Origin of the sequence: Pseudomonas sp. WAC2 (assembly GCF_030403525.1) — a bacterium.
GTDB classification, from domain to species: Bacteria; Pseudomonadota; Gammaproteobacteria; order Pseudomonadales; family Pseudomonadaceae; genus Chryseomonas; species Chryseomonas luteola.
Genome location: NZ_JAUEPD010000002.1, coordinates 146426 through 172281, shown reverse-complemented (window position 1 = coordinate 172281; position 25856 = coordinate 146426). Strand labels below are relative to the sequence as shown.

Below are 25856 nucleotides of genomic sequence, written 5' to 3'. Positions count from 1 at the left end.
CGGATTAAGAAACGAGGCGCCTTGCGCGCCCCGTGCATATACCTAGAGGTAGGATTAGATAGCTTTCAACGTGCCCTTGGGCAACGTAGCGGCAATCGCACCTTTCTGAAACTTGAGTTCGACAGTATCGGATACTTCGATAACCACGAAATCATCCGTCACCTTTACTACACGTCCAGCGATACCGCCGGACGTTACCACTTCGTCACCCTTCTGCAGATTGCCCAGCAGGTTCTTGTGTTCCTTGGCACGCTTGGCCTGTGGACGCCAGATCAGAAAGTAAAAAATGACCACGAAACCGATCAGGAAAATGAATTGAATATATTCACCACCTGGTGCGGCAGCCGCCGGAGCAGTCTCCTGGGCATAGGCAGCGGGGATCAGAAAGCTCATTGCAATAACTCCTGTTGCAAAGTCTGGAAATCAATCTGCCAACGGCGGGGTAGGCAAGCCGCGGCGCGCATAGAAGGAATCGACGAAGTCGGCCAATTTACCCTGTTGAATAGCATCACGTAAACCAGACATCAGCCGTTGATAGTGACGCAGGTTATGGATTGTATTCAGCATGCTGCCTAGCATTTCGCCGCATTTATCCAAGTGATGCAGATAAGCACGGGAAAAGTTGCGGCAGGTATAGCAGTCGCAGGTCGGATCCAAGGGTGAATCGTCATGCCGGTGGACAGCATTACGAATCTTGAGAACGCCGGTATCAATGAATAAGTGCCCATTACGTGCGTTACGTGTAGGCATTACACAATCAAACATGTCGACGCCACGCCGCACACCTTCGACCAGATCTTCCGGCTTTCCAACACCCATGAGGTAACGAGGTTTGTCAGCAGGCAGATGCGGCGGAAGAAAGTCCAGAACCCTGATCATTTCTTCCTTCGGCTCTCCCACTGAAAGCCCGCCGATGGCGTAACCATCGAAACCGATGTTTTCCAGCCCCTCCAGCGAACGCAGACGTAGCTCCTCATGCATTCCGCCCTGGACAATGCCAAATAACGCCGAAGGGCTATCACCATGGGCAATACGTGAACGCTTGGCCCAGCGCAGCGACAGCTCCATGGAGCGCTTGGCTGTATCGAAGTCGGCAGGATACGGCGTGCACTCATCAAAGATCATGACGATGTCCGATCCCAGCGCTCGCTGAACGGCCATGGACTCTTCCGGCCCCATGAAGACCTTGGCACCATCGACTGGCGACGCAAAGTAGACGCCCTCTTCCTTGATCTTGCGCAGCGCACCCAGACTGAATACCTGAAAGCCGCCAGAATCCGTAAGGATAGGGCCCTTCCATTGCATGAAGTCATGCAGATCGCCGTGACGACCAATGACTTCGACCCCAGGCCTCAGCCACAGGTGGAATGTATTCCCCAGGATGATATGTGCCCCAATCGCCTCAATGTCCCGTGGCAACATGCCTTTGACGGTGCCGTATGTGCCAACCGGCATGAACGCAGGGGTTTCGACTACGCCGCGAGGAAAGCTCAGTCGGCCTCGACGGGCCCGGCCTTCGGTCGCCAGCAACTCAAACTTCATGAAGCTCATTTCAGGACTCTGGCCCTTTGGCGTTTGGGTTACGGGTAATGAACATGGCATCACCATAACTAAAGAAACGGTAGTTTTGCTCAACGGCAGCGGCGTAGGCAGCCATTGTCTCGGGATAACCTGCGAAAGCCGAAACCAGCATCAGCAACGTCGACTCGGGCAGGTGAAAGTTGGTCACCAGCGCATCGACAACGTGAAAAGGCTTGCCAGGATAAAGGAAGATATCCGTATCGCCACTAAAAGCCTTGAGTTGACCGTCACGCGCAGCGCTTTCCAAGGAGCGGACACTGGTCGTGCCCACTGCAATGACGCGCCCGCCACGGCCCTTGCAGCGCTCGACGGCATCGACGACCGCCTGACTGACCTGCAACCACTCTCGATGCATATGATGATCTTCGATGCGATCAACCCGAACGGGCTGGAACGTACCGGCCCCCACATGCAACGTCACGAATTCGGTTTCGATACCTTTTTCGCGAATGGCTTGCAGCATGGCTTCGTCAAAATGCAGCCCTGCCGTCGGTGCAGCCACAGCCCCTGCATTGCGGGCATAAACGGTCTGATACCGTTCACGATCCTCTTCATCGTCCGGGCGATCAATGTAGGGCGGCAGCGGCATGTGCCCTACCCGCTCCAGAAGCCCCAGCACAGGCTCTGCAAAGCGCAGCTCAAACAGCGCATCATGCCGCGCCAGCATCTCCGCCTCTCCGCCACCCTCGACATGGATGACTGCACCCGGCTTGGGAGACTTGCTGGAACGCACATGAGCCAAGACCCTGAATTCATCTAGGACACGCTCGACAAGTATTTCAAGCTTTCCGCCACTGGCTTTTTGCCCAAACAATCGCGCAGGAATAACCCGCGTATCGTTGAAGATCATGAGATCCTCTGGACGCAGATAGTCCAGCAGGTCGGAAAACTGCTGATGATTGATCGCTCCAGAAGGTCCGTCCAGCACCAGCAGCCGGCTTGCGCGGCGCTCGGATAGCGGATGACGTGCTATGAGCGATTCAGGTAGTTCAAAATAAAAATCGGAAACTTGCATGCAGGCTCATCTCGAAAGGTCGCACAGCTTACCGGAAGAGATGAAATAAGACCATTTAAAGCGTTGACTCGAAACAATCTCATCCCTATACTGCGCCGCCATTGCCTCGGTGGCGGAATCGGTAGACGCGGCGGATTCAAAATCCGTTTCTGGCGACAGAGTGAGAGTTCGAGTCTCTCCCGAGGCACCATACAAAGTTTTCAGGACTTCCCACCAAGTCCCGAAACCCCAGAAGAACCGGCCCTAGAGCCGGTTTTTTTGTGCCTATGATTCCCAAGCCTTCCCTTGTAAGCCCAATCTAATGTGAGTAGATTGGTGAGTAGATCGAGTTCGGTCAAATTTTCTACTCACATTTTTAGCTGAGCGGCACGTCTGGCGCAGCTTGAAGGGAATCAACGTGGCACTCACAGATACCGCCATCAAGAACGCCAAACCACGCGATAAGCTCTATCGCTTAAGCGATGCACTGGGTCTTTGCCTAGAGATTACGCCCAACGGCTCCAAGCTTTGGCGCTATCGGTACCGGTTCGCTGGCAAGGCTAAAATGCTAGGTCTAGGTACCTACCCTGCCGTTACGCTAGCCAAGGCTCGTGAGCGCCGAGACGATGCGCGAAAACTCCTAGCGGATGACATAGACCCTAGCGCCAACAAGCAAGCCGAGAAAATAGCTCTAGCAGCACAAACTCACACCCTAGAGATGCTGGCGCGTGAGTGGTACGCCTACAACAAGCCCCGCTGGGCTGAGGCAACGGCAACCAAGGCATTGCAGTACTTGGAAAGCGACATTCTTCCTGTCATTGGCTCCCGGCCTGTAAAAGACATTACGCGGCCCGAGCTTGTAGAGCTGGTGCGCCGCCTGGAAAAGCGCGAAGCATTTAATGCTGCAAGAAAGGTTCGCCAATGGTTAGGCCAGATCTTCCGCTTTGGATTGGCTAAAGGCCTTGTAGAAGTGAACCCAGCAACTGATCTAGACGTAGTGGCTGCTCATGCGCCACGAACCAAGCACCACCCGCACGTTCCGCTTTCTGAAATTCCTACTCTTTTAGAAAAACTTGACTCGTCTAACTGCTACAGGCCAACCGCCCTCGCTATTCGCTTGCTTCTACTCACAGGCGTTCGCCCGGGAGAGCTACGCAGCGCCCCCTGGAGTGAGTTCGATCTGGAGTCAAAGACTTGGACTATTCCAGCCGAGCGCATGAAAGCCAGACGCCCACATGTCGTTCCCCTGCCCTCACAGGCCATAGCGCTTCTGCGCCAGCTGCAGGAAATCACCGGCTCATATGAGCTGGTTTTTGCTGGCAGAAACGATGCACAACGGCCAATGAGCGAGAACACGGTAAACAAGTGTTTGGCTGAGTTGGGATACAAGGATCGCCAGACCGGCCACGGCTTCCGGCATCTGTTAAGTACTAAATTGAACGGATGGGGCTACAACAAGGACTGGATCGAGCGCCAGCTGGCGCATGGCGATAACGACGAGATACGCGACACCTATAACCATGCCACCTACCTGGAGCAGCGCCGCCAGATGATGCAGGACTGGGCTGATTCAATAGACGCGCTGTGCACTGGCGCTAATGTGGTGCCGCTACGAAAAGCATAAATAGTTGTAGTAGCAAATAGCCTTCCAAAATTCCCTATACTTCCCATACAATCGAAACTACTGTTTATCTATGCAGTGAAAGCTTTGCTGGTCTAGCCCGACGGGGTGAAAAGCGGACTTCCCATCCGCCTGACCAGCCATCTAATTATTCGGGAGCGCCTGGGAGGGCGAAGGATGGGGTCACGACCAGGCCGTGTTGCATTGGATAAACTTGTTAGCGAGTGGTCTGATAACTGCCCTTTAAACCCCCGCCATCTAGCCGCAGAAGTAGCGGATACTATCCGCTCTATGAGCCAGCCTGAGACGATAATTCCACGCGATCGTGTCGTAATCATGGGGCTGGTTGAACCCACATCTGGCGTAGACAGCTTACGCATGTGGGATTTAGCCGATTTTTTTTACGCAGTAAATGCCGGATTAACACCAACTGAAATATCTACTGCTAATGGCAGCACTCGTATTGGGGCTGTTCTTTTGGCAAGAAGTTGGATTGATACACTGGTTGAAGAAGCAGAAGATCGAGCTGCCGCCGCTGCTGGTTACTTAACCATGACTAGTGCACCGTCTGAGCACTTTTATGGCAATGCAGCCCCCGCCCACAATAAACCTGAGCAAAGATCTGGAAGCGATCCAGAACTTCTAGTTTTAAGACAAGAGCAACTGCGCCAGCAGGGCCAGCACGATTTGGCTGAAAATTTTGAAGCGGAGCGAATCGCTCGCTTTGAAGCTGAATCAGAGGTCTCCGAGTTAAGAGTAAGAGTTAAGCAGCTAGAACTAATCCAAGAAGATAATGAATTATTAAGAAGAGAGTTAAACGAGGAGCGGCGCGGCAGAGTCGAGACGGAAGAAAAACTAACCGAGGCGTTAGATAAGGCGAGTGGAGAGCAAACCGCAAGGCTAGTGGCAGAAAGCAAACTACAAGACTTAAAAGACCTAAAAAGTCTGTTAGATAAAGTCTCAAATTGGGCCAGCCCAGTTAAAGAAATAGATCCTCGAGAGCGTGCAACTTTTGAACGGTTGTTATACGTACTAGCCCGTGAGGCTAAGTACCCCTTAGAGGGCGAGTGCTATCCCGATGAAGCTGCACTTATAAAATATGCTGATCTTATTGGCGCAACAGTTCCTACCGGAAAGGGTGTTATAGCCGCCAAGCTAAAAAATGCTATTGACCGCTGCATTAAAGACAAGAAGGAGAGGAAAGATCAGTAAACCTGTCAAGCCCCACAACCCTATTAGGGTTGTACTAGACCCTGATAGGACATAACCAAAACCAATCCTGCCAACCTTGCATCGTCACTTACCCAAACCACCCACTAAGGTGCTGACGATGGCTATTAAAACCACTACCGATCTACTCCCCCGCCGTTTTATCAAGCTTCCCAAGGTGAAAGACTACACCGGCCTTTCCACCACTGAGATATACCGCCGCATTGCTAATGGGCGCTTCCCTAAGCAGATCAATCTAGGTCCAAAGTCTGTTGCATGGGTCGAGGCTGAGATCATCGCCTGGATAGATGCTCGCATTGCCGAGAGCCAAGGGGAGGCCGCGTAAATGACAGGCGAAGAAAAGGCCGACCAACAGGCCAGCCCTAAGAAATCACGCATCCATGATACCAGCGCCAACGCTCAACGCACCCGCTTATTGTTGCGCTTGCAAGCTGGCCCTGTAGATACGATCAGCGCCAGACGTGACCTCAACATCATGATGCCAGCCGCCCGAATAAAGGAGTTGCGTGAAGCGGGGCACCTGATCCGAACCCAGCGCATTACGCTTACCGATGACCAAGGCCGCACGCATCACGGTATTGCCTTGTACTACCTGAGCGCTGAATTTGCTGGTGCAATGGAGGCCGCATGATGACGGGACGCTTCCTAAACATGAAACAGGGGGTTGCAAGCTGTATGGGCCGGGATTACCCTGCGCTCGCTGGTGCAAATCCACCAGCCGACCTTGGCCGGTCGGTAAGAAACTTGGCGCACAAGCGCCCCCATACTATTGCTGGCGCTTTTTTTGTGCCTGCAATGCTGTGTTATGGCGGCTGTGCGTGGGATACCTTCGGGTATGCCGGGTTCCAAGTTTCCCGGTCGGCCAACCCGCGTACAGCCGTCGCCATTCCTTGCTTGGCCGCAAGCGGTGACGGCTCCAAACTTGGAGCTATACCTATGCGTCACACCCTTACCCTAAATCCGTCCAAAGCACGCGCCGCCGCGCACAAAGCTATGGCCTTTTCTGCCCTGTACGCTAACTCTAGCCTTTCCGTTCGCCTTGCTCGCTACAACACCCATATGACTAAGGCCCGCAGCCTGGAAGTGGGAGGTGTGCAATGAACGTCGCTGACCTCCCAAAGTGGAACGATCTGCTTCCTAACTATGAAGACCTGCAGCGTATGGATACCGAGCGCCTTGCTAAAGCAGAGCGAATGGCATGCAGCCAAGTAGCTACGCTGGCGCTAGGTATATCGGGTATCGGTAACTTGCTGGCCTGTACTGCCTCGAACAACGAGACCGGACTTTCAGCCGATGCCGTTACTGATGTTGGTTGGATGCTGGAAAGTCTTGGGCATTTAATCACTAACCTCAGTGATACTGAACACAACATTCAGGCTCAAGTGAAGCAACTAGCCGCCCGGCCAGCGGCCAACTCCACCAGCAAGCGGAGGGGCCAAGCATGAAAGCTTCCCTGCTTTTAAACACTCTCCAGCAAGGCACCTTGTTTGGCTACTTCGAGACAGCGCAGAACAGTGAGCGGCCTTATAGCGAGCGGTACATCGCCGTATTGCTTGGGAGTGGCTATCTGTCCTGCCTAATGGATCAGAACCTTATCCGGCCTGAGCACTATCTGGCGCTGGGTCACGAACTGCGCCAGCTGACGCAAGAGGGCTAAACCATGAATGTTTTAAAAACCTGCCAACTGGCGGGAGCGGCCCCACTTTGCCTGGAGAAAGTAGAAATAGCCTTTCGGGATGCCTTACAAAACGTCTATGGCGCGCTTGATTGGCTACCCATTGCAGACGGAGCTATCCACCGCTTCCGTGTGCCCAGCGACAAGCCCGGCGCTTTGAACGGCTGGTATGTCCTGTATCTGGACGGTATTGCGTCTGGCGCGTTTGGTTCGTGGAAAGTGGGTGAAGTGCACCGCTGGAGCATTCGCAAGCCTGCCGATCCGCTGGAAAGCCAACTAATTGCCCAACGTATCGAGCAAGCCAAGCGCCAGCGCGAAGCCGAACTACAGAAACGTTGGCTGGATGCTGAGGACTGGGCTAACCGCTGGTGGCATGAATCACGGCCTGCCGATCCTGAGCACCCCTACCTGATGCGTAAGCAGATGAGGCCCCACGGCCTGCGCCAGCGCGGCAATGAACTGTTAGTGCCGCTCTATCACTCGCTGCAGCTGGTAAACCTCCAGCGCATCGCCCCTGCTGGCTCGAAGCGTTTTTTAGCAGGCGGACGGGTCAAGGGTAGCTACTCACCCCTTGGCAGTATTGGTGAGAACCAGACCCTTTATATCTGTGAGGGCTGGGCCACTGGCGCAACCCTCCGACAGGCTACAGATAGCGCCGTGGCCTGCGCCATGAATGCAGGCAACCTCCTGGAGGTGGCGCTCCAGCTAAAGAGCCGCTATCCCTCTGCCCGTCTTGTCATTGCTGGCGACGATGACCGCCAGACACCCGGCAACCCTGGACGCACCGCTGCTAATGCCGCGGCACTGGCTGTTAGCGCTGAGGTGGTTTTCCCCGACTGGCCAGAAGACGCACCGCTGGCGCTGAGTGACTTTAATGACCTCTCCTGCTGGAGCGTTCGCCATGAATAAGGTAATTCGCCTGGAACCCAAAAGCCCTATCCAGAACGCACTCCAGCGGCTACCAGATGACCCCGGCGCAATCTATGAGCCTGCCATTCTGGAAGCCCTGCGCCAGATGCGAAAGACCAACGAAGCCGACTTTGCCCGGGTGCGCCAGCAGGCCAAGGCCAGCAAGGCACTGAGCATGGCGGAGTTCGACCGGTTGACCGCTCCAGAGCAAAAGGAAACCTCCCAAGGCGGCATCTTTGATGAGGTAGAGGCATGGCCCGATCCGGTTAATGGAGTTGACCTATTAGACGAGATAGTCGAGGCACTTGGCCGTCACGTCATTGCTGATAAGGAGACGCTTCGAGCGGCTGCGCTGTGGGTAGTGTTTACATGGCTGATTGACTCGGTACAGGTTGCCCCAATCGCCAATATCACCGCACCGGAGAAGCGCTGTGGCAAGACCGTCATGCTTTCCGCTCTTGGCAAGCTGGCCTACCGGCCTATGCAGGTCTCAGACATCGCTACAGCGGCCCTCTTTCGCTCTATTGAGCTATGGAACCCTACCCTACTGATTGATGAGGTAGACGCTTTCCTGCGCGACAACGAAGAAGCCCGCGGCATCCTGAATGCGGGGTTTACCCGAGACAGCGCTTTCGTGATCCGCTGCGTAGGTGACGATCACATGCCCACCAAATTCAAGCTATGGGGAGCCAAAGCCTTATGCGGTATTGGCAAGATTGCCGACACCCTAGCCGACCGTAGCATTCCGCTACGTCTACGCCGCAAGAAGCCTGGAGAACAGGCCGAGCGCCTACGTCATTCTGACCCGGCCCTATGGGAGCGCCTACGCTGCCGTATCGCTCGCTTTGCTGATGACCATGCCCTAACCATTGGTGCAGCACGCCCCAAGCCTATTGAGGGCTTGAACGACCGCGCCAACGATTGCTGGGAGCCTCTGCTGGCGATTGCTGAGGCTGCTGGTAGAGAGTGGCCCCGCCTTGCCAGACAGGCTGCTATCACCTTGCATGGCCTTGAGGGTGAATCGCCAAGCGTGGGTGTAGAACTACTGGCGGACATCAAGACCATCTTCGACGAGAAACAGGCCAGCAAGTTATTCAGCGCTCATCTACTGGAAGCTTTGTTGGTAGATGATGAAGCACCCTGGGCTACCTGGAACAGAGGCAAGCCTATGTCGATACGCCAGCTAAAAACAAAGCTTGGAGAGTTTGGGATCAAGTCCAAACAGGTTCGTATTGGCTACGAATCAGGGAAGATGGGATATGAACGAAATGACTTTGTAGAGGTTTGGGACCGTTACCTTACCTCAGCTACCCCCTCAAATTCCTCTACACCTCTACACCCAGTAATGGCGCGGCCTCCAGCGATTTTCAAACCTCTACACAGGGTCGCAGTGTAGAGGATAAAAAAACGCTACAGCCCAATAACGACGCGACTTGTAGAGGTGTAGAAGATTTAGACCCCCTCCTACCGGATGAAGAAGACGGGGAGGAAATCTAATGGCCGCTATCGACTACTTGAAGCAGTTAGGTCTACGCGCTCAGCGCAAGGGAAGCCGCGTTTTTGTATCCCCTAGAGCTAGGATCACCGATGACGTTCGCCGCTATGTGAAATCGCATCGCCTGGAGTTACTGGCCGAGCTATCTGCCAATGACGGTATAGCCCGAAAGATGCACTGGGAGATCACCCTAAGCGGTAAAACCCTTTGCACGATGATTAGTGAACCCATGACCCATACCGAGGCGCTGGAAGCCGCTCGCTATCGCTGGCCTGATGCGGAGGTGCGCTGATGAGCCCGTTATCTAGTAACAAACCGCGCCTGGATGATGCCCTGCGCCAGCAAGTGATCGAGCTACGCCGCCGTCATTCGCTCAAGGAAGTAGCCAAGGCAACCGGCCTGCCGTTGGGCACAGTGAAAACCCTGGTTTCACGTTCTGGAGCCTTTAGGGATAACGAGAGGCACAGCGCTCTGTTCACCCTTCCACCCATGAGAGAGAGCACCGAGACGCTACCCAGCATGCCGGAGCTACCCAAACAGGAACGGGTAACAGGTGATAGGGAGGTAGACGCGGTTCTATGGTTGCGTTCAATCATCAATACAGGACAGGCCGCACTAATTGAGCGAGCCATGGAAGCGGCAAAGCGGATTAAAACGCCGCTGGACACGCTGGAGAGGCGATACAGGGATTACCTGACCGCTACTAACCCTAAGAACCTGTTTGCTACCTTATCGTCGTTTGGCTTTGGTGATCTGGAGTCACTGGCTAAAAAGGCTATCGAGCGCCAGCAGCTGCAGGCAGAAGGTACGGCCCGCTTTGGTGATGCCCTCTTCGCTGATACCGAGGCGGAAGCTTTCTGCATCGAGGCGCTACATGGTCTGGAGGCTGGTGGGATGCTGGGAGACTACGCCAAGGAGGAAGCCGCCGAGCGATTCAAGGCCCACCCCACTCTCTTGCCTCATACGTTATCCGACTGCCTGTATGAGCTTGATTACTGGCACCAGCTCTACCTCTTACGAAACGCGGTAGACATCTACGCCAGCGACGGGCCGCGCGAGGCAAGCGCCAGGGATTGGCTTGTGTTTGGCCTATTGGCAGAGATCAGGCCGCGCAGTAAAGCCGAGGCGCTTTTAGTCTTTCGTTACCTCATCGCCAGTGACCGGAGCGATATGGCCGAAGGTGACGCTATTCTCGAAAACCTGATTGGGTAGCCTTATGAGTAATAACCTGGAAGTCGTTAAGCACGACGATGAAACGCCTCAGCAAGCCATCGCCCGTACAGCACTGACGCCTGAGAACCTAAGCGCTGCCGTGCTGATGGGTACAAAGGTATTTGGCGAAGCGCCCATCACTGATGTAGCACAGGAACTAAAGCGCCAGACCGCCGCGCTCCATAAGGGAGACATGACCCGCGCTGAGAGCATGCTCTTGGCACAAGCTCATACATTGGACGGCCTGTTTGCCACATTGACTAACCGTGCACTCAACGCAAAGCATATGGAGCAGCTAGAAACCTATATGCGGCTGGCGCTTAAAGCCCAAGGTCAGAGCCGCGCCACGCTACAGACGCTTGGCGAGCTTAAATCCCCTAAAAACGTGGCATTTGTTAGGCAAGCAAACATCGGGCAGAACGTCCAAGTGAATAACGGTACGACCGAACCCACGCGCCCGCGACAAAAGAAGAAAGCGCAAAACGAACTACTGGAGGCAGAACATGGCGAATGGCTGGACACCCGAGCGACAAGCATCCCAGGTCGAGATGATTCGGAACTGGAGACCGTAGGACAAAAGCACCGACCCGAGAAGCGAAGACGGTATCACGCAACGCTTAGAAAGGACGCTTCAGACTCATGATACGGGCTACCAAAACAACTAAGGCTAGACGTGAATTGCTGGAGTAAATGCGCTATAGCTAACCTGAAAAGTGATAGCCATGAAGTTAGCCGTCTGCTTATAGACACCACAAACGGCTAACCAGACCTGCTTACTGAATTTGAACCAAGCTGCTTCGCAATTCAGCAGGAACCTTATCCAAAGTCATTACAGTAACGCCATTGTCTTTAGAGACTTGTGCGACCGGCTTACCCATATCGGCTGATACGCCTTCTGGGAGCTTAAACATAGCACCTGTAGCCGGATCGACTATAAGCATACCGATTACGCCACCTAGCAGAATATTTCCCCAGTACCAGCCACTCACTGAGCTATCCAAGGTAACTGTTTTGTCTGCATAGCCAGGGTTATGAAACTTCAAAGTATAGGTCTCGCCTTTGAAGTAACCGCGTCCAGACTTAAGCGTAACGGTACTTGGTGTATTGCCGCTATGCACAACCCTACCGGCTTTGTCCGTGATTTCGAACGTAGCTCCGGCTGGTGCGCTGCTGACGTGAACAGGATATTGGCTATCGCCCAGAATGCTTGCGCATCCAGAAAGAAAGCTAAGGCATATTCCGGCCGCAGCCATCTTAAAAATCGAAGAAGTCACTACTAAATCCCTTTGCTGGCTAATGGTGCTCGATAATCGACGAGCTATGTCAGCAGGTCATACTGGCGTAGGCGGACTATCAAGCTGCCTACGTATCGGCATATTTTGCGCAACCTTTAGCAACAATATCTTTCGAGGGTAGGTGGTCATTTAGGATGGGGGCATATCAAAAGTCTAGAAGTGTCCTAAGCGGAGACCGCTTCCAGTCTCATACAGAGATTTTTTCCTAATTTTGGAAGAAGTTAACAATCCACCTCATCGGTATGTTTATGGGAAAGACTCTAGAGCAAGCCTTACAGCCCATATAAGCACTTCAAACTTAAAGCTGAGGTTAATTTTTAGAGTTAACAATCAAACCGAGCGGCTGCCAAAGGCTTTTACGATCTATCCGTAAAGCTTACTTTAAAGGCGATTGTATTGCCTCATTGAATATGAATAGTTGTGGCTAAAGCTTTTCCCTTTCCGGTCGATATCAAATATACCTAGCAGTAATGCTCCACCCTCCTTTTGCTGCTAGGCATTACATACGCCTCGACTTTTCGAGGCTTTTTTATACCCTCCGTTTAGGCACTCGCTAGCGTAGCGCTCTTTTTGTAGGAGCAATGTAAACATGGCAAGACGCCGCCAGCCTCAAACCATTCAGACTTTTATCATCAGCATCGTGGGTGCTCTAGCTATAGCCATAATCGGCTATCACGCTCGTCTCGCTATCTTGGAGAATTTTGCCGAAAAGCAAATTACCCATACTCAAGAAGTAATGGCTCGCCTTCAAACGCAGCAATTAGAACAGCAAAGGCAAATGCAAGCCGAGCAGCAACAAGCTAAGCAGGCCAAGCGTGAAGCTATGGAGAGAGATGCTGAAAATATGCATCGCATAGCTGAAGAAAGCAGAATGAAAGATGAAGCCTGGAATAGCTTTTTTCACCAATCTAAGGACTGTGATATCTGGCGCGATGATCGACATATGGTCGAATGCCAAAATAAGGTGATTAGAGCAAAAGGCGAGTTTGAGAAGCGCTGGGCTGCTGGCGAGTTTCGTATAAGGAACCTGTAAGGCCTGTTTTATCGTCTAGCGAAATAAAAAGTGAGTAGATTTGTGAGTAGAAAATAAATACAAACTCAATAAAACCATATATAACAAGCATTACAGCAGCATGTTCGAGTCTCTCCCGAACACCATATAAAGTTTCAGGACTTCCCGCAAAGTCCCGAAATACCAGAAGAGCCGGCCCTTGAGCCGGTTTTTTTGCGCTTCACTATCCTGTCTCCCTCCGGTTCTCTCAAGTAATAACTACTTCCTTGGTATAAAGCGCCTCAGGCGTGCCTTGGAGTAGACCATTACAAGCCAACACGAAAGATTCATCCTCCCCATCTCTCTATGCATCATTCTGCACCGTTTAACGCAGGCTTGAGCGGTCTTCCTGCCTCACCGCTTTACCCAACCTTTACCTGCCTTGACATCACGCGACAGCCGTACGGTGCTTTATAGCAGCGAGGCAAAAGCTCTTGCTGAAGGAGGTACGTATGCCAGGTCGAATATTAAAGGTAACCTTACTCATCGGCTGCCTTATCAGTGCAGGTGAAGCCGCGGCTTTTGAGCGTGAGCAGGTTTACGGGCCGCTGCCTCACCATGAGAATTACAAAGCCCCTATTACTTACCGTCAGCTTCAAAGGCTGCACTACCATAGGTTCCACGCAAGGCACTATCACACTCCGCCGCCACGTCATCGTGCCCATTATCGCAGGCCCTCGCCGACGTATTACAGGCCCGCTTCCTAATAGTGATTAAAAGCCAGTTGACGCTTTGTCTTTAAAGCCTCGTCTTGCACGAGGCTTTTTAATAGTGCATGAACGCCAGGCACACTCCTCCAAGCCTCTTCCGCCAAACGGCGAGAACTCAGGGACCGGAAGTCATGTCATTCTGATACATCTGAGGGGATATGGATATGAAGAACCTGCTGGCCGCATTAGTCAGTCAACTCGCTTGCGAAGGCAAGGTGGAATGCCTGGAAAGAGATGAGAATTTCGCCAGAGTCATTGTCACGACACCCCACGGCATCATTGTCGAGAGGGATCTACACGCCACCCAGCTTCATCATGCCGTTCTGCTCAAGGCTGTCGCCGATGAGATAAAAGAAGAAATTCAGGAACGAACCCTGCGTCTTTATGGTGATATTTCCGAATGCTAGCGGCACTCGCTGACTCCCACTTCCCACCGTTTGGTATTTGAGCATAAGGGTTAGCATGATCGTACGCCCTCAGACCCCATCGCTATGGGTGCTGCTGTTTTCTCTGAAAGGCTCCATTATTCCCGCCATCTGGAAGCGAGTGCTCTACACGGTGCTGCTAAGCTCCTTTGTCGTAGCCACGCATGGCACCCTCTACCACTACAAGGTTATTTTGACAGCTACGCCTTTTACACTTTGGGGACTGACGCTGGCGATATTCTTGGGCTTTCGTAATAGCGTGGCCTACCAGCGCTTTTGGGAAGCGCGGACCCTGTGGGGAGAACTGCTCATCGTCTCTCGCAACCTAGTGCGACAAACGTTGAGTTTTTTTCCTGGAATGACTGTTGAAGAGCGACGCTCCATAGCCCTTCAACTGACCGCATTCAGCCATGCGCTTCGCGACCACTTGAGAAACGATGACCCAACGCCCGACCTGAAGCGCCTTCTGACACAGAACGACTGCGCCCGGGCGCTGGCAGCCGCCAATCGGCCTAATGTGATACTGGGTCTTATTGGACAGAACATCAGTCAGTTGATGCGGCAACATAACTCCAGCGAAATTCTTCTTAGCTCTGTAGATCAACAGATCAGTCGCCTCTCCTATGTGCTGGGAGGCTGTGAACGCATCAGAAATACACCTATCCCCTATCCCTATATTCTGATGCTGCATCGCACCGTACACATTTACTGTTTTCTACTGCCGTTCTGCCTGGTGGATAGCATTGGCTGGTTTACCCCACTTGCTGTTTGCGTACTGGCGTATACCTTTTTTGGACTGGATGCCCTGGGAGATCAGATAGCGGACCCTTTCGATAAGATGCCAAACGACCTGCCACTCAATGCCATGTGCAGAGGTCTAGAAATCTCCCTGCTTGAACTGCTGGATGAACGAGACCTCCCGCCCCCTCTACATCCTCAGGACGGTTTATTGCTGTAAGCCTTTCGAGGAAAGACAGGCTTGCCATGCTAACTACCAGGTGTTGCAGTAGAACGCTTATTACGAGCAGCAACGCCTCATGCCACGAACCTTATCTCTGCCTACCAGAAAATACCCACCCGCCGGTCTTGCCAGGCGACTAGCTGCAAGCTTCTATGACAGCATCCTGCTTGTTGCCTTGGTAATGGTGGCTACATTAGGTTATTTCGGCGGATTGGCTGCCTGGATGGGAGGTTCCCGCTTCAAGGCAATGGCCGAACAAGGGGAGCTGATAGGCGACCCTATATTGAGCATCCTGATTGTATTGGTCAGCTTTGCTTACTTTGCGGGCTACTGGATACATAACGGCCAAACGCTCGGCATGCAGGCCTGGAAGATCCGAATACAAAATACCGACGGCACAAGGATTAGTCTGCCTCAAGCCGCCCTGCGCTTCGCCGCCGCTCTTTTCTCGTATCTCTGCCTGGGGGTAGGCCTTTTATGGATACTCGTCGATACACGCAGGCGAAGCTGGTCTGATCTGGCTTCCAGGAGTCAAACCATACATATCTTGGAGTAGGACACCAAAAAGGCCAAACAGATAAATGTTCAGCCTTTTTTGTGAGGACATCAGCCCGCTTTACGCAATAACCATATGCCTGCCAATGCACAGACTCCTGCAGGCACCAGGACCGCTAATATGGGTGAGAATCCAAATACCAGACTGGAAGGTCCCAACAGGTCCTGAGCAATACGGAATACGAATCCTACTACCACACCGGTAAAAATACGCTGACCCAATGTTACCGAGCGCAGCGGGCCGAAGATGAATGAAATGGCCATTAATACAAGTGCTGCTGTCACCAGCGGCTGGAATACCTTACCCCAGAACGCCAGCCAGTAAGAGGCATTATTAAGCCCCTGATCCGCCAAGTAATGGATGTACCACCACAAACCAGAAATGGACAAAGCATCGGGCTCCATCACAACGGTGTCGAGTATTTGTGGTGTCAGTTCGATGTCCCAATTTTCTGTTGGAGCTGTTATGACCTCGGTGTGACGATCACGGAAGTGGGTCGTGGAGATCGTTTGCAGCTCCCAATGGTCGCCTCGGTACTCGGCACGCTTGGCAAAACTTGCCGACAGCAAATGGCGCTGCTCATCAAACTGATAACGTGTAATACCAAACAGAACACCGTTGGGCTGCACCGCATTGATATGAACGTACTCACGTCCCTGACGATGCCACAGGCCATGCTTGGAACTCTGGGCATCACCACCGCCCTGCGCCATTGCACGGTTGCTCTGAGCAATGTTTTCCGACCAGGGAGCGACATATTCACCAATAAGCACGCCTGCAAGCAGGATCAGCAGCATAGGCTTCATGACAGCCCAGACAATTCGAGCCAGCGAGACACCAGCGGCTCGCATGATGATCAGCTCACTGCTACTGGCCAGCGAGCCCAGGCCAATCAGGCAGCCGATCAGCGCTGCCATGGGCAGGAGCTCATAAGCCCGCCGCGGGCCAGTCAACAGTACATACGTAAGCGCCTGCAGGGCGCCGTAGTTATCATCGAAATCCCCCAGCTGATCGATATAGGCAAACAGCAAGGCCAATCCAAGAATAACGCCAAGAACAGCCAGAATACTGACTAGAACCGAGCGACCTATATAACGATCGAGTTTACTCATGACCTTTCTCCGTAGCACGGCGGCGCATAGACAGGCGCAACGGCTCCCAGAAGGCCAGCAGCAAACCTAACGCAAGAAACAACAGATGAACCGGCCAAAGACCGATGGCAGGCGGAAGCTTGCCCTTGTCAAGCGAGCCACGGGCGGCAATCAGCAGGGAAAGGTAGGCCATATAAAGCAGGATGGCGGGCAGTAGTTTGAGAAAACGTCCCTGACGTGGATTGACACGCGATAACGGCACGGCAATCAGCGTCACGATGAAAACCAGCACCGGAATGGAAAGACGCCACTGCAGCTCGGCCTTCTGACGGATGTCATCGCTGGACATCAGGGCACGTGTCGGAATCGCTTCGCGCGCACCTACATCCGTACTGACTTCAGGCTTAGGAAGCAACACTCCGTAGGTATCGTATTGAACCGCACGATAGTCCGCCTGACCTGGGGTACCGTCATACCGGAAACCATTTTCCAGAATCAGGTAACGACTGCCATCGGAATGGATTTCCTGGTGGCCCTTATCGGCGATCAGCACACCAATGCCCCGATCAGACCCGGCCTTGGCTTCATTCTTTTCAGAAATAAAGACGCCCGAGAGCTGGGTACGATCATTGCTGAGCGCTTCGGTATAGGTCACCCGCGAGCCATCACGCAGCGACTGGAAGCGACCGGGCGCCAGGGTATCGAACTCGGTCAGCGCATCCTGCTGATTCAAGATCTCACCCACACGCTGAACGCCCATAGGGGTCAGCGACAGACTCAACCAGGCAACAACAAGCGCAATGAGTGTTGCCGGTGCCATCGTATAGGCCAGGAGGCGTTGCTGACTCATTCCGGTAGCGGAAAGGACCGTCATCTCACTTTCCAGGTACAGACGGCCATAGGAGAGCAGAATCCCCAAAAATAGACCAAGCGGCAGAATCAGCTCTAAGAAACCGGGAATCCGGTATCCCATGATCATCATCAAGGCGCCAGGATCCAGGATACCCTGCGCAGCTTGAGCCAGATATTTAATGAAGCGACCACTCATGATGATCACCAGCAAAACGGCGCTTACCGCGCCCATGGTGGTGAGAACTTCACGTGCTAGATAACGAAAGACGATCAAACAAGGCTCTCCAGGGTTGTCAGGCTCAGGCGCGTACGCTCAAACTAGCCGCCGTTGCTAAACCGACCCGCGCAAGGCAGCCCGCAGGGCGGCCCCGGCGAAAATAGCTGGCATTATCCTGCAAACCTACTCGTTTGTCTTGGGGAGCTTCTCGTAATGGAATTTCTCGTTAAAAGTGCAAGTCCGGAAACACTGAAAACAGCCACACTGGTTCTTGCTGTTGGTGAACATGGTTACATGGACGCTTCGGCGGCCACGGTCGATACCGCTACCGGTGGCGCCCTGAGCGCTGCAGTCAAGCGCGGTGATCTGGCAGGCAAACCGGGGCAGACGCTGCTGCTGACCGGCCTTACCGGTCTGAAAGCCGAGCGCGTTTTGCTGGTGGGCACTGGAAATACCGAAGAAGGCCTGGGCGATCGCGCGTATCGCAAAGTGGTCAGCGCAGCATTAGGCGTACTTAAAGGTTTGGGCGGTACTGATGCCGCCTTCTTCCTCGGCGATGTCAACGTCAAGCAGCGTGACAGCTATGCGAAGGCTCGCCTGCTGGCTGAAACGCTGGCGGATGGCCTGTATGTTTTTGATCGTTTCAAGAGCAAGAAAGCCGAGCCTCGTGCTCTGAAGAAAATCATTCTGGCAGGCAGCAAGGCCGCTCAAGCTGATATGGAGCGAGGCCTTGCCCATGCCCAGGCCATTGCTGCAGGCGTTGCCTATGCCAAGGATTTTGGCAACCTGCCGCCAAACATCTGTAACCCCGCCTACATCGCGGACGAAGCCAAAGCACTTGGCAAGCAGTACAAGGAAACCGGCCTTAAAGTCGATGTGCTAGACGAAAAGAAAATGCGCGAACTGGGCATGGGCTCGTTTCTCGCGGTGGCACAAGGCAGCGAGCAACCGCCCCGCCTGGTAGTGCTTCAATACAAGGGTGCCGCAAAAGACACAGCCCCCCATGTTCTGGTCGGCAAAGGCATTACGTTCGATACCGGCGGCATCAGCATCAAGCCCAGCCAGGGCATGGATGAGATGAAATACGACATGTGTGGTGCTGCCAGCGTACTGGGTACATTCCGTGCCGCGCTCGAACTCAAGCTCCCCATTAACCTGGTAGGCCTGTTGGCTTGCGCCGAAAATATGCCCAGCGGAACGGCGACCCGCCCTGGCGACATCGTCACAACCATGAGCGGTCAGACGGTGGAAATCCTCAATACAGACGCTGAAGGCCGTCTGGTGCTGTGTGATACACTAACCTATGCCGAACGCTTCAAGCCCCAGTCCGTGATCGATATCGCCACACTAACCGGCGCCTGCGTCACAGCCCTGGGGTCGGTTGTATCCGGCCTGCTAGGTAACGATGACAACCTGATCCAGCAGATCAAAGCCGCCGGCGATGCGGCTGATGACCGCGTATGGCAGTTGCCTCTGCATGATGAGTATCAAGAGCAACTCGACAGCCCCTTCGCTGATATCGCAAACATTGGCGGTCCCAAGGCCGGCACTATTACAGCAGCGTGCTTCCTGTCGCGCTTTGCCAAGAACTACAAATGGGCTCACCTGGATATCGCTGGCACAGCCTGGATCAGTGGTGGCAAGGACAAGGCCTCTACCGGCCGCCCCGTCCCATTGCTTATGCAGTATCTGCTAGACCGCAGCCAAGGCTGAATCGATGCAGCGCGATAGGGTTCGCTTCCCTATTGCGCCGCTGCTGCCAGCCATACTCCGGAGCCAGACATGACCCGTGTCGACTTCTATGTTCTTCCCAGCGACGATCCTGACGCTCGACTGACCTTTGCGTGCCGCCTCGCCGAAAAAGCGTGGAGACAACAGATGCAGACGTATATCCATTGCGCTGACGAAGCCCAACGCAGTCAACTGGACGAACGACTTTGGGACTTCCGTCCCGACAGCTTCCTGCCTCACGACTTTGCCGAGGACAAGCCGGATAGCCCAGTCCTGCTGGGTATTGACACCCAACAGGAGCGAACCGGCGAACTGTTGATCAACCTGGATACTCGTATTCCTGCTTTTTTTGTCGGCTTCAGCAGAATTGCCGAACTGGTCATCGAAGAGGCTTCAATACGCAAAGCGGCTCGTGAGAATTTCCGCTTTTACCGAGAGCGCGGCTATGCTTTACAAGACCATCGTCTGCCGCGAGTCTGACAATCATGGACAAAGACCTCCCGCCTCGCCCGGCACATCTCATGAATGATTTGGAATCGATCCGCCAGCTACTGGATAAACACGACCTCCCCATGCTTACCGACCGGCTGGACCAGGATGGTATTCCTGTACTGTCCGATGTGGTCGTACCCTCTATTGAACGGCTAAGCGCCATTCCTCCGCTGCTTGATCAGATCGAGCCGGAGCGAGTTTCTCGACAGGAGGAGGAATCCTTGGAGGAGCTACTTCGCCAGGAAGCGCGCCTCATACTTCAGGAAGTCATTGCCGAATTCGCACCTAAAGTTGAAGCCGAACTGCAAAAACGCCTGGATGCCCGCCTCGATGAACTGATCAGGCAGCGCGAGCAGGTCTGATTACAAGACGGTCAGTGCTGCGATCAATCGCACCTGACCGTTATCCCCGTTATACTCAAAGGCTTTCCCTCTTCAGACGCCTTTGCCAACGTACATGGACAAGACTTACCAGCCACACGACATCGAAACCTCTTGGTACCAGACCTGGGAATCCAAGGGATACTTCGCGCCTCAGGGCTCCGGCGAGCCCTATACCATTATGATTCCGCCACCCAACGTCACCGGCAGCCTGCACATGGGCCATGGCTTTAACAATGCCATTATGGACGCCCTGATCCGCTTCCGCCGCATGCAGGGCCGCAATACCCTGTGGCAGCCCGGCACGGACCACGCAGGTATTGCCACCCAGATGGTGGTGGAGCGTCAATTGAGTGCGCAGGGCGTCAGCCGTCATGATCTGGGTCGCGAGAAGTTTCTAGAGAAAGTCTGGGAATGGAAAAACGAGTCTGGCGGCAACATCACTCGCCAGATTCGTCGCCTGGGCTCTTCCGTAGACTGGTCACGCGAACGCTTCACCATGGATGACGGTCTGTCTGAAGCAGTAAAGGAGGCCTTTGTCCGTCTGCACGAGGACGGCCTGATTTATCGCGGCAAGCGCCTGGTCAACTGGGATACCAAGCTGCATACGGCTATCTCCGATCTGGAAGTCGAGAACCATGATGAGAAAGGCTCATTGTGGAACCTGCGCTATCCCCTGGCTGATGGTGCCAAGACGGCAGAGGGCAAGGATTACCTGATCGTTGCTACGACCCGCCCGGAAACCATGTTGGGCGACTCCGCCGTAGCGGTACATCCCGAGGATGAGCGCTACAAGGCACTGATCGGCAAATTCATCGAGCTGCCACTGGTAGGCCGTCGCATCCCGATCGTGGGCGACGACTATTGTGATCCAGAATTTGGCACAGGTTGCGTCAAGATCACCCCTGCTCACGACTTCAATGACTATGAGGTCGGCAAGCGCCATAACCTGCCCCTGATCAATATTTTCGATAAAAACGCAGCGGTACTTGCTACAGCACAAGTATTCAACCTGGATGGCAGCGTAAACACTGAAGTCGACGCAGGGATTCCGTCCGCATACGCGGGCCTGGATCGTTTCGAAGCCCGCAAGCAGATCGTAGCGGCCTTCGACTCTGCCGGTCTTCTAGAGAAAATTGAAGACCATGCGCTGAAAGTACCCAAGGGCGATCGCTCCGGCACTGTTATTGAGCCTTGGCTGACCGATCAATGGTACGTCTCCACCAAGCCTCTGGCTGAAAAAGCCATTGAGGTCGTGGAAAACGGCTCTATTCAGTTCGTACCCAAACAGTACGAGAACATGTACTTTTCCTGGATGCGTGATATTCAGGATTGGTGCATCAGCCGTCAGCTCTGGTGGGGCCACCGTATTCCGGCGTGGTATGACGAGGCTGGCAACGTCTACGTTGGTCGCGATGAAGCGGAAGTCCGCAGCAAGCACAATCTGGGCGAGATCGCGCTGCGCCAGGACGACGACGTACTCGACACCTGGTTCAGTTCGGGTCTGTGGACATTCTCTACCCTTGGTTGGCCGGAACAGACCGAATTTTTAAAGACGTTCCACCCCACCGACGTTCTGGTAACCGGCTTTGACATCATCTTCTTCTGGGTCGCCCGGATGATCATGCTGTCTACTCACCTGACTGGGCAGATTCCGTTCAAAACCGTCTACGTTCACGGTCTTGTACGCGACGGTCAGGGCCAGAAGATGTCCAAATCCAAGGGCAACGTGCTTGACCCGCTGGATATCGTCGATGGCATTGATCTGGAGAGCCTGCTGCAGAAGCGCACCAGCGGCATGATGCAGCCAAAGCTGGCGGAAAAGATTGCCAAGCAGACCCGTGCTGAATTCCCGGAAGGCATTGCCAGCTACGGTACTGATGCCTTGCGTTTCACATTCTGCTCCCTGGCCTCCACCGGCCGCGATATCAAATTCGATATGGGCCGTGTCGAAGGCTTCCGCAATTTCTGCAACAAGATCTGGAATGCGGCCAACTTCGTGCTGGAAAACACCGAAGGCAAGGACTGTGGTGTCAATGACGAACCGGTCGAATTGTCTTCTGTGGATCGCTGGATCATCTCTCAACTGCAGCGTACAGAAGCTGAAGTGACTCGCCAGCTGGAACAGTTCCGCTTCGACCTGGCTACCCAGGCACTCTATGAATTCATCTGGGATGAATACTGCGCCTGGTATCTGGAGCTAGTGAAGCCGGTATTGTGGGATGAAAACGCTTCTATCGAACGTCAGCGCGGCACACGCCGTACCTTAGTACGTGTGCTGGAGGTTGCACTGCGTCTGGCGCATCCGTTCATGCCTTTCATCACGGAAGAAATCTGGCATCGCATCGCACCGCTTGCCGGCCAACAGGGCGAAACACTCATGCTGCAAACCTGGCCGGTAGCCAATGAAGCCCGCATTGATAATGCGGCAGAAGGCGATATCGAGTGGGTCAAGGCACTAATGCTGGGAGTACGGCAAATCCGTGGCGAAATGAATATCTCCATGGCCAAGCGCATCGACATTCTGCTCAAGCATGCCAGCGCTGAAGATCAGAGACGCATGAGTGAAAACGAGCCCATGCTCAAAAAGCTGGCCAAGCTTGAGTCGATTCGTATTCTGGCTGCCAACGAAGAGGCACCGCTTTCCGCTACAGCGCTTGTTGGCGAGATGGAGGTGCTGGTGCCAATGGCAGGCTTGATTGACAAGGCTGCCGAACTGGGTCGTCTTGATAAGGAAATCCAGCGTCTGGAAGGCGAGGTAAAGCGCGTCGGAGGCAAACTGAACAACGCCGGCTTCGTGGACAAGGCGCCAGCCGAGGTGATTGCCAAGGAACGCGCCAAGCTGGCCGAGGCCGAACAGGCGCTCGCCAAGCTGGCCGAACAGCGTGGACGAATCGCCAGCCTGTAATGGTTGAATGTCACCATAGGCCCGCTTAGGCGGGCCTTTTGGTTTGTTATCGATGGATGCTCAAGGATTGGACAATGGACGTAAGCAAAACCAAGACAAGCTTCTACCGCCGCCTGTACGTCGCCTGGCTGGTCGATTCTGGAGTCGCAACGAGTGTACCGGCCCTGATGGAAGCGACAGGCATGCCCAGACGTACTGCACAGGACACCCTTTCGGCGTTGAGCGATCTGGATATCGACTGTGCATTTGAGCAGACCGAAGGCGCTCGCAACCATGCAGGACATTATGTCATCCGTGATTGGGGCGCTATCGATAAGCGCTGGATCCGCTCCAACCTCCCCACCATAAAAGCCCTGCTGGGCTACCCCTAATCGTTCGAGCCTTTTCATGACTCAGCCACCCAAGCGCCCCGCTGCCCCCAACTTGAATAAAGGGGTTCTGCATCCCCGCAACCGTCACCAGGGGCGCTATGATTTTGCCAAGATGATCAAGGCCTGCCCTGAACTGGCGCCCTTCGTCATCATCAACCCCTACGGCAAGCAAAGTATCGACTTTGCCGATCCTGCCGCTGTCAAAGTCTTCAATCGCGCCCTGCTCCGGCAATATTATGGAATTGCCCACTGGGATATCCCGGAAGGCTATTTATGCCCCCCCATTCCAGGCCGCGCCGACTATGTTCATTCCCTGGCAGACCTGCTGGCTGAGCGTAATGACGGTATTATTCCTCGTGGCGCTATGATCAGGGCGCTGGATATAGGGGTTGGCGCCAACTGCATCTATCCGCTGATTGGCCATCACGAGTACGGCTGGCATTTCGTTGGGGCCGATATCGACGCAACGGCGCTGGCCTCCGCCAAGACCATCCTGCAAGGCAATCAGCTGACCAAGGCCATATCGTTACGGCAGCAGACCGAGCCGAACCGCACGTTTCGAAACATCATCGCCCCAGATGATCGTTTCGATATAACTCTCTGCAATCCTCCCTTTCATACCTCTCTGGAAGAAGCTCGCAGCGGCAGTCAGCGCAAGTGGAAAAACCTTGGCAAACTGGACCCGAAGCGCAAATTGCCCGTACTTAACTTCGGCGGTCAGGGCGCTGAGCTATGGTGCAAGGGCGGTGAAGCCCGCTTTGTACGCACATTGGCAGAAGACAGTGCCTGCTATGGTCCGCAGGTGTTCTGGTTTAGTACTCTGGTATCCAAGGCCTCCAATGTCGACAGTCTGGTGGCTGCTCTAAAGCAGGTCCATGCGGTAGATATCCGTACGATCGACATGTCCCAAGGTCAAAAACGTAGCCGGCTGGTGGCCTGGACTTTTCTTTCACCGGATGCTCAAGACCAATGGCGCCGCACACGCTGGATCAAGAATGCCGATTAAGCCCGTCGCACGGGTGCGGTACACTATCAGGCCACATCTGATTTTCGCGGCAATGTCGCCTGCGCTTCATTGATAGAGAGTCCCATGCCCATTCGCCACGCTATCGTTCACCTGATCGACAAGAAACCCGACGGTCAGCCCGCTACGCTGCATGCCCGTGAAGCCGAGCTCGAGGCATCTCAGGCCATCGAAAACCTGATGGCCGATCTCAACGAAAGCTATAACGCCAAACCCAACAAGGCCTGGGGACTGTTCCACGAGGAATCTGGTGCTTATCCCTTCAGTGGCTGGCTCAATGAGTATCTGGACGGCGGCAAGAACTTTGTTGCATTCAGCCAGCAGGCCGTCGAGCACCTCAAGCAGCTTATGGAAGGCTCAAACCTTTCAACGGGCGGCCATGTCCTCTTTGCCCACTATCAGCAAGGCATGACGGACTACCTTGCCATTGCCCTGCTGCATCATAGTGAAGGCGTAACCGTAACCGACACCCTGGACGTAGCTCCCGCCAAACACCTGGACCTCGGGCAGCTTCATTTGGCGGCACGCATCAATATTTCCGAGTGGCGTAATAACAAGCAGTCCAAGCAATACATCTCCTTTATCAAGGGCAAGGGCGGCAAGAAGGTCTCGGATTATTTTCGTGACTTCATTGGCTGCCAGGAAGGTGTCGATGCGCCCAGCGAGACGCGTACCCTGCTCAAGGCCTTTAGCGACTATGTAGAAAGCGAAGACCTGCCTGAGGAGAAAGCCAAGGAAAAAACCGACACCCTGGTCGACTATGCCAGCACCCAGGCCCGTATTGGCGAGCCCATTGCCCTGGATGAACTGTCGGAGCTGATGAGTGAAGAGCAGCCCAAGGCCTTCTATGATTACATCCGCAACAAGGACTACGGGCTTGCGCCTGAAATCCCTGCAGACAAGCGCACCCTCAACCAATTCCGCCGCTTTACAGGGCGCGCCGAGGGACTATCCATCAGCTTCGAGGCTCACCTACTTGGCTCCAAGGTAGAGTACGACGAGTCTCAGGACGTATTGATCATCCGACAGATCCCTACCCAGCTAAAAGATCAGATCAAGCGCCGCAAGGACTGAC

At 54.0% G+C, this 25856-nt stretch carries 28 protein-coding genes and 1 tRNA gene; 23 read left to right on the top strand and 6 right to left on the bottom strand.

Going from position 1 to position 25856, the window contains the following annotated elements:
- Nucleotides 1-54: 54 nt before the first annotated feature.
- The 3 genes from yajC to queA are packed head-to-tail and all read right to left on the bottom strand — an operon-like array spanning nucleotide 55 to nucleotide 2596.
- On the bottom strand, nucleotides 55-393 hold the full coding sequence (yajC, locus tag QWJ10_RS04870) for a preprotein translocase subunit YajC (protein ID WP_010795334.1): 339 nt from the start codon (nucleotides 391-393) through the stop codon (nucleotides 55-57).
- Nucleotides 394-423: 30 nt separating this feature from the next.
- The gene (gene tgt / locus QWJ10_RS04865; RefSeq protein WP_037030442.1) at nucleotides 424-1542 is read right to left on the bottom strand and encodes a tRNA guanosine(34) transglycosylase Tgt; all 1119 of its coding nucleotides are present in this window, start codon (nucleotides 1540-1542) and stop codon (nucleotides 424-426) included.
- A gap of 10 nt (nucleotides 1543-1552) precedes the next feature.
- Nucleotides 1553-2596 (bottom strand): tRNA preQ1(34) S-adenosylmethionine ribosyltransferase-isomerase QueA, encoded by a 1044-nt coding sequence (queA, locus tag QWJ10_RS04860; RefSeq protein ID WP_289924610.1) that lies wholly within the window; start codon nucleotides 2594-2596, stop codon nucleotides 1553-1555.
- Nucleotides 2597-2699: 103 nt separating this feature from the next.
- Here queA and QWJ10_RS04855 point away from each other — a divergent pair.
- From QWJ10_RS04855 to QWJ10_RS04800, 12 genes are all read left to right on the top strand, one after another.
- Nucleotides 2700-2786 (top strand) — tRNA-Leu (locus QWJ10_RS04855).
- Between the two features lie 207 nt (nucleotides 2787-2993).
- The gene (locus tag QWJ10_RS04850) at nucleotides 2994-4199 is read left to right on the top strand and encodes an integrase arm-type DNA-binding domain-containing protein (protein ID WP_289924609.1); all 1206 of its coding nucleotides are present in this window, start codon (nucleotides 2994-2996) and stop codon (nucleotides 4197-4199) included.
- Nucleotides 4200-4487: 288 nt separating this feature from the next.
- Nucleotides 4488-5408, top strand: a complete 921-nt coding sequence (locus tag QWJ10_RS04845; protein WP_197870925.1) for a hypothetical protein — start codon at nucleotides 4488-4490, stop codon at nucleotides 5406-5408.
- A gap of 118 nt (nucleotides 5409-5526) precedes the next feature.
- Nucleotides 5527-5751 (top strand): AlpA family transcriptional regulator, encoded by a 225-nt coding sequence (locus tag QWJ10_RS04840; RefSeq protein ID WP_197870923.1) that lies wholly within the window; start codon nucleotides 5527-5529, stop codon nucleotides 5749-5751.
- Complete coding sequence (locus QWJ10_RS04835) at nucleotides 5752-6057, top strand: helix-turn-helix domain-containing protein (protein WP_289924608.1); 306 nt, start codon at nucleotides 5752-5754, stop codon at nucleotides 6055-6057. It begins immediately after the preceding gene.
- A 466-nt stretch (nucleotides 6058-6523) separates the two neighbouring features.
- Nucleotides 6524-6871 (top strand): hypothetical protein, encoded by a 348-nt coding sequence (locus QWJ10_RS04830; protein WP_197870917.1) that lies wholly within the window; start codon nucleotides 6524-6526, stop codon nucleotides 6869-6871.
- The gene (locus QWJ10_RS04825) at nucleotides 6868-7083 is read left to right on the top strand and encodes a hypothetical protein (protein ID WP_197870916.1); all 216 of its coding nucleotides are present in this window, start codon (nucleotides 6868-6870) and stop codon (nucleotides 7081-7083) included. Before QWJ10_RS04830 ends, QWJ10_RS04825 begins: the two co-directional genes overlap by 4 nt.
- Nucleotides 7084-7086: 3 nt before the next feature.
- On the top strand, nucleotides 7087-8010 hold the full coding sequence (locus QWJ10_RS04820; RefSeq protein ID WP_289924607.1) for a toprim domain-containing protein: 924 nt from the start codon (nucleotides 7087-7089) through the stop codon (nucleotides 8008-8010).
- Nucleotides 8003-9406: a DUF3631 domain-containing protein gene (locus tag QWJ10_RS04815; RefSeq protein ID WP_289924606.1), complete on the top strand. Its 1404-nt coding sequence runs from the start codon at nucleotides 8003-8005 to the stop codon at nucleotides 9404-9406. The genes QWJ10_RS04820 and QWJ10_RS04815 overlap by 8 nt, the downstream gene beginning before the upstream one ends.
- Nucleotides 9407-9506: 100 nt before the next feature.
- Nucleotides 9507-9797, top strand: coding sequence for a hypothetical protein (locus QWJ10_RS04810; protein WP_289924605.1), 291 nt, complete (start codon nucleotides 9507-9509; stop codon nucleotides 9795-9797).
- Nucleotides 9797-10717 carry a hypothetical protein gene (locus tag QWJ10_RS04805; protein ID WP_289924604.1) on the top strand — a complete coding sequence of 307 codons (921 nt, stop codon included), beginning with the start codon at nucleotides 9797-9799 and terminating at the stop codon, nucleotides 10715-10717. Before QWJ10_RS04810 ends, QWJ10_RS04805 begins: the two co-directional genes overlap by 1 nt.
- A 4-nt stretch (nucleotides 10718-10721) precedes the next feature.
- Nucleotides 10722-11360, top strand: coding sequence for a hypothetical protein (locus tag QWJ10_RS04800; RefSeq protein WP_289924603.1), 639 nt, complete (start codon nucleotides 10722-10724; stop codon nucleotides 11358-11360).
- 130 nt (nucleotides 11361-11490) lie between these two features.
- Here QWJ10_RS04800 and QWJ10_RS04795 read toward each other — a convergent pair whose 3' ends face one another.
- Entirely contained in the window at nucleotides 11491-11991 is a 501-nt protein-coding gene (locus QWJ10_RS04795; RefSeq protein ID WP_260466349.1) for a hypothetical protein, read from the bottom strand.
- A gap of 610 nt (nucleotides 11992-12601) precedes the next feature.
- Between QWJ10_RS04795 and QWJ10_RS04790 the strand changes: the two genes are divergently transcribed.
- The 4 genes from QWJ10_RS04790 (at nucleotide 12602) to QWJ10_RS04775 (ending at nucleotide 15715) form a co-directional block, all read left to right on the top strand.
- Complete coding sequence (locus QWJ10_RS04790; protein WP_289924602.1) at nucleotides 12602-13045, top strand: hypothetical protein; 444 nt, start codon at nucleotides 12602-12604, stop codon at nucleotides 13043-13045.
- 892 nt (nucleotides 13046-13937) lie between these two features.
- Complete coding sequence (locus QWJ10_RS04785) at nucleotides 13938-14180, top strand: hypothetical protein (RefSeq protein ID WP_010795338.1); 243 nt, start codon at nucleotides 13938-13940, stop codon at nucleotides 14178-14180.
- Nucleotides 14181-14235: 55 nt separating this feature from the next.
- Nucleotides 14236-15156 carry a bestrophin family protein gene (locus QWJ10_RS04780; protein ID WP_019364187.1) on the top strand — a complete coding sequence of 307 codons (921 nt, stop codon included), beginning with the start codon at nucleotides 14236-14238 and terminating at the stop codon, nucleotides 15154-15156.
- A gap of 79 nt (nucleotides 15157-15235) precedes the next feature.
- Nucleotides 15236-15715, top strand: coding sequence for an RDD family protein (locus QWJ10_RS04775; RefSeq protein WP_289924601.1), 480 nt, complete (start codon nucleotides 15236-15238; stop codon nucleotides 15713-15715).
- A 50-nt stretch (nucleotides 15716-15765) separates the two neighbouring features.
- Here QWJ10_RS04775 and lptG read toward each other — a convergent pair whose 3' ends face one another.
- Together lptG and lptF are read right to left on the bottom strand one after the other, a co-directional pair.
- Entirely contained in the window at nucleotides 15766-16827 is a 1062-nt protein-coding gene (gene lptG / locus QWJ10_RS04770; RefSeq protein ID WP_125887739.1) for an LPS export ABC transporter permease LptG, read from the bottom strand.
- Complete coding sequence (lptF, locus tag QWJ10_RS04765) at nucleotides 16820-17932, bottom strand: LPS export ABC transporter permease LptF (protein WP_019364189.1); 1113 nt, start codon at nucleotides 17930-17932, stop codon at nucleotides 16820-16822. Before lptF ends, lptG begins: the two co-directional genes overlap by 8 nt.
- Nucleotides 17933-18088: 156 nt before the next feature.
- On the opposite strand from lptF, the gene QWJ10_RS04760 reads away from it, so the two are divergent.
- The 7 genes from QWJ10_RS04760 (at nucleotide 18089) to yejK (ending at nucleotide 25855) form a co-directional block, all read left to right on the top strand.
- The gene (locus QWJ10_RS04760) at nucleotides 18089-19588 is read left to right on the top strand and encodes a leucyl aminopeptidase (protein ID WP_289924600.1); all 1500 of its coding nucleotides are present in this window, start codon (nucleotides 18089-18091) and stop codon (nucleotides 19586-19588) included.
- 69 nt (nucleotides 19589-19657) lie between these two features.
- The gene (locus tag QWJ10_RS04755; protein ID WP_289924599.1) at nucleotides 19658-20086 is read left to right on the top strand and encodes a DNA polymerase III subunit chi; all 429 of its coding nucleotides are present in this window, start codon (nucleotides 19658-19660) and stop codon (nucleotides 20084-20086) included.
- 41 nt (nucleotides 20087-20127) lie between these two features.
- Nucleotides 20128-20460, top strand: coding sequence for a DNA polymerase III subunit chi (locus QWJ10_RS04750; RefSeq protein ID WP_289924598.1), 333 nt, complete (start codon nucleotides 20128-20130; stop codon nucleotides 20458-20460).
- A 94-nt stretch (nucleotides 20461-20554) separates the two neighbouring features.
- Complete coding sequence (locus tag QWJ10_RS04745) at nucleotides 20555-23386, top strand: valine--tRNA ligase (RefSeq protein WP_289924597.1); 2832 nt, start codon at nucleotides 20555-20557, stop codon at nucleotides 23384-23386.
- 74 nt (nucleotides 23387-23460) lie between these two features.
- The gene (locus tag QWJ10_RS04740; protein ID WP_010795347.1) at nucleotides 23461-23757 is read left to right on the top strand and encodes a winged helix-turn-helix domain-containing protein; all 297 of its coding nucleotides are present in this window, start codon (nucleotides 23461-23463) and stop codon (nucleotides 23755-23757) included.
- A 16-nt stretch (nucleotides 23758-23773) separates the two neighbouring features.
- Entirely contained in the window at nucleotides 23774-24763 is a 990-nt protein-coding gene (gene rlmF / locus QWJ10_RS04735; RefSeq protein ID WP_289924596.1) for a 23S rRNA (adenine(1618)-N(6))-methyltransferase RlmF, read from the top strand.
- An 84-nt stretch (nucleotides 24764-24847) separates the two neighbouring features.
- Nucleotides 24848-25855 (top strand): nucleoid-associated protein YejK, encoded by a 1008-nt coding sequence (gene yejK, locus QWJ10_RS04730; protein ID WP_289924595.1) that lies wholly within the window; start codon nucleotides 24848-24850, stop codon nucleotides 25853-25855.
- The last annotated feature ends 1 nt before the right edge of the window (nucleotide 25856 follow it).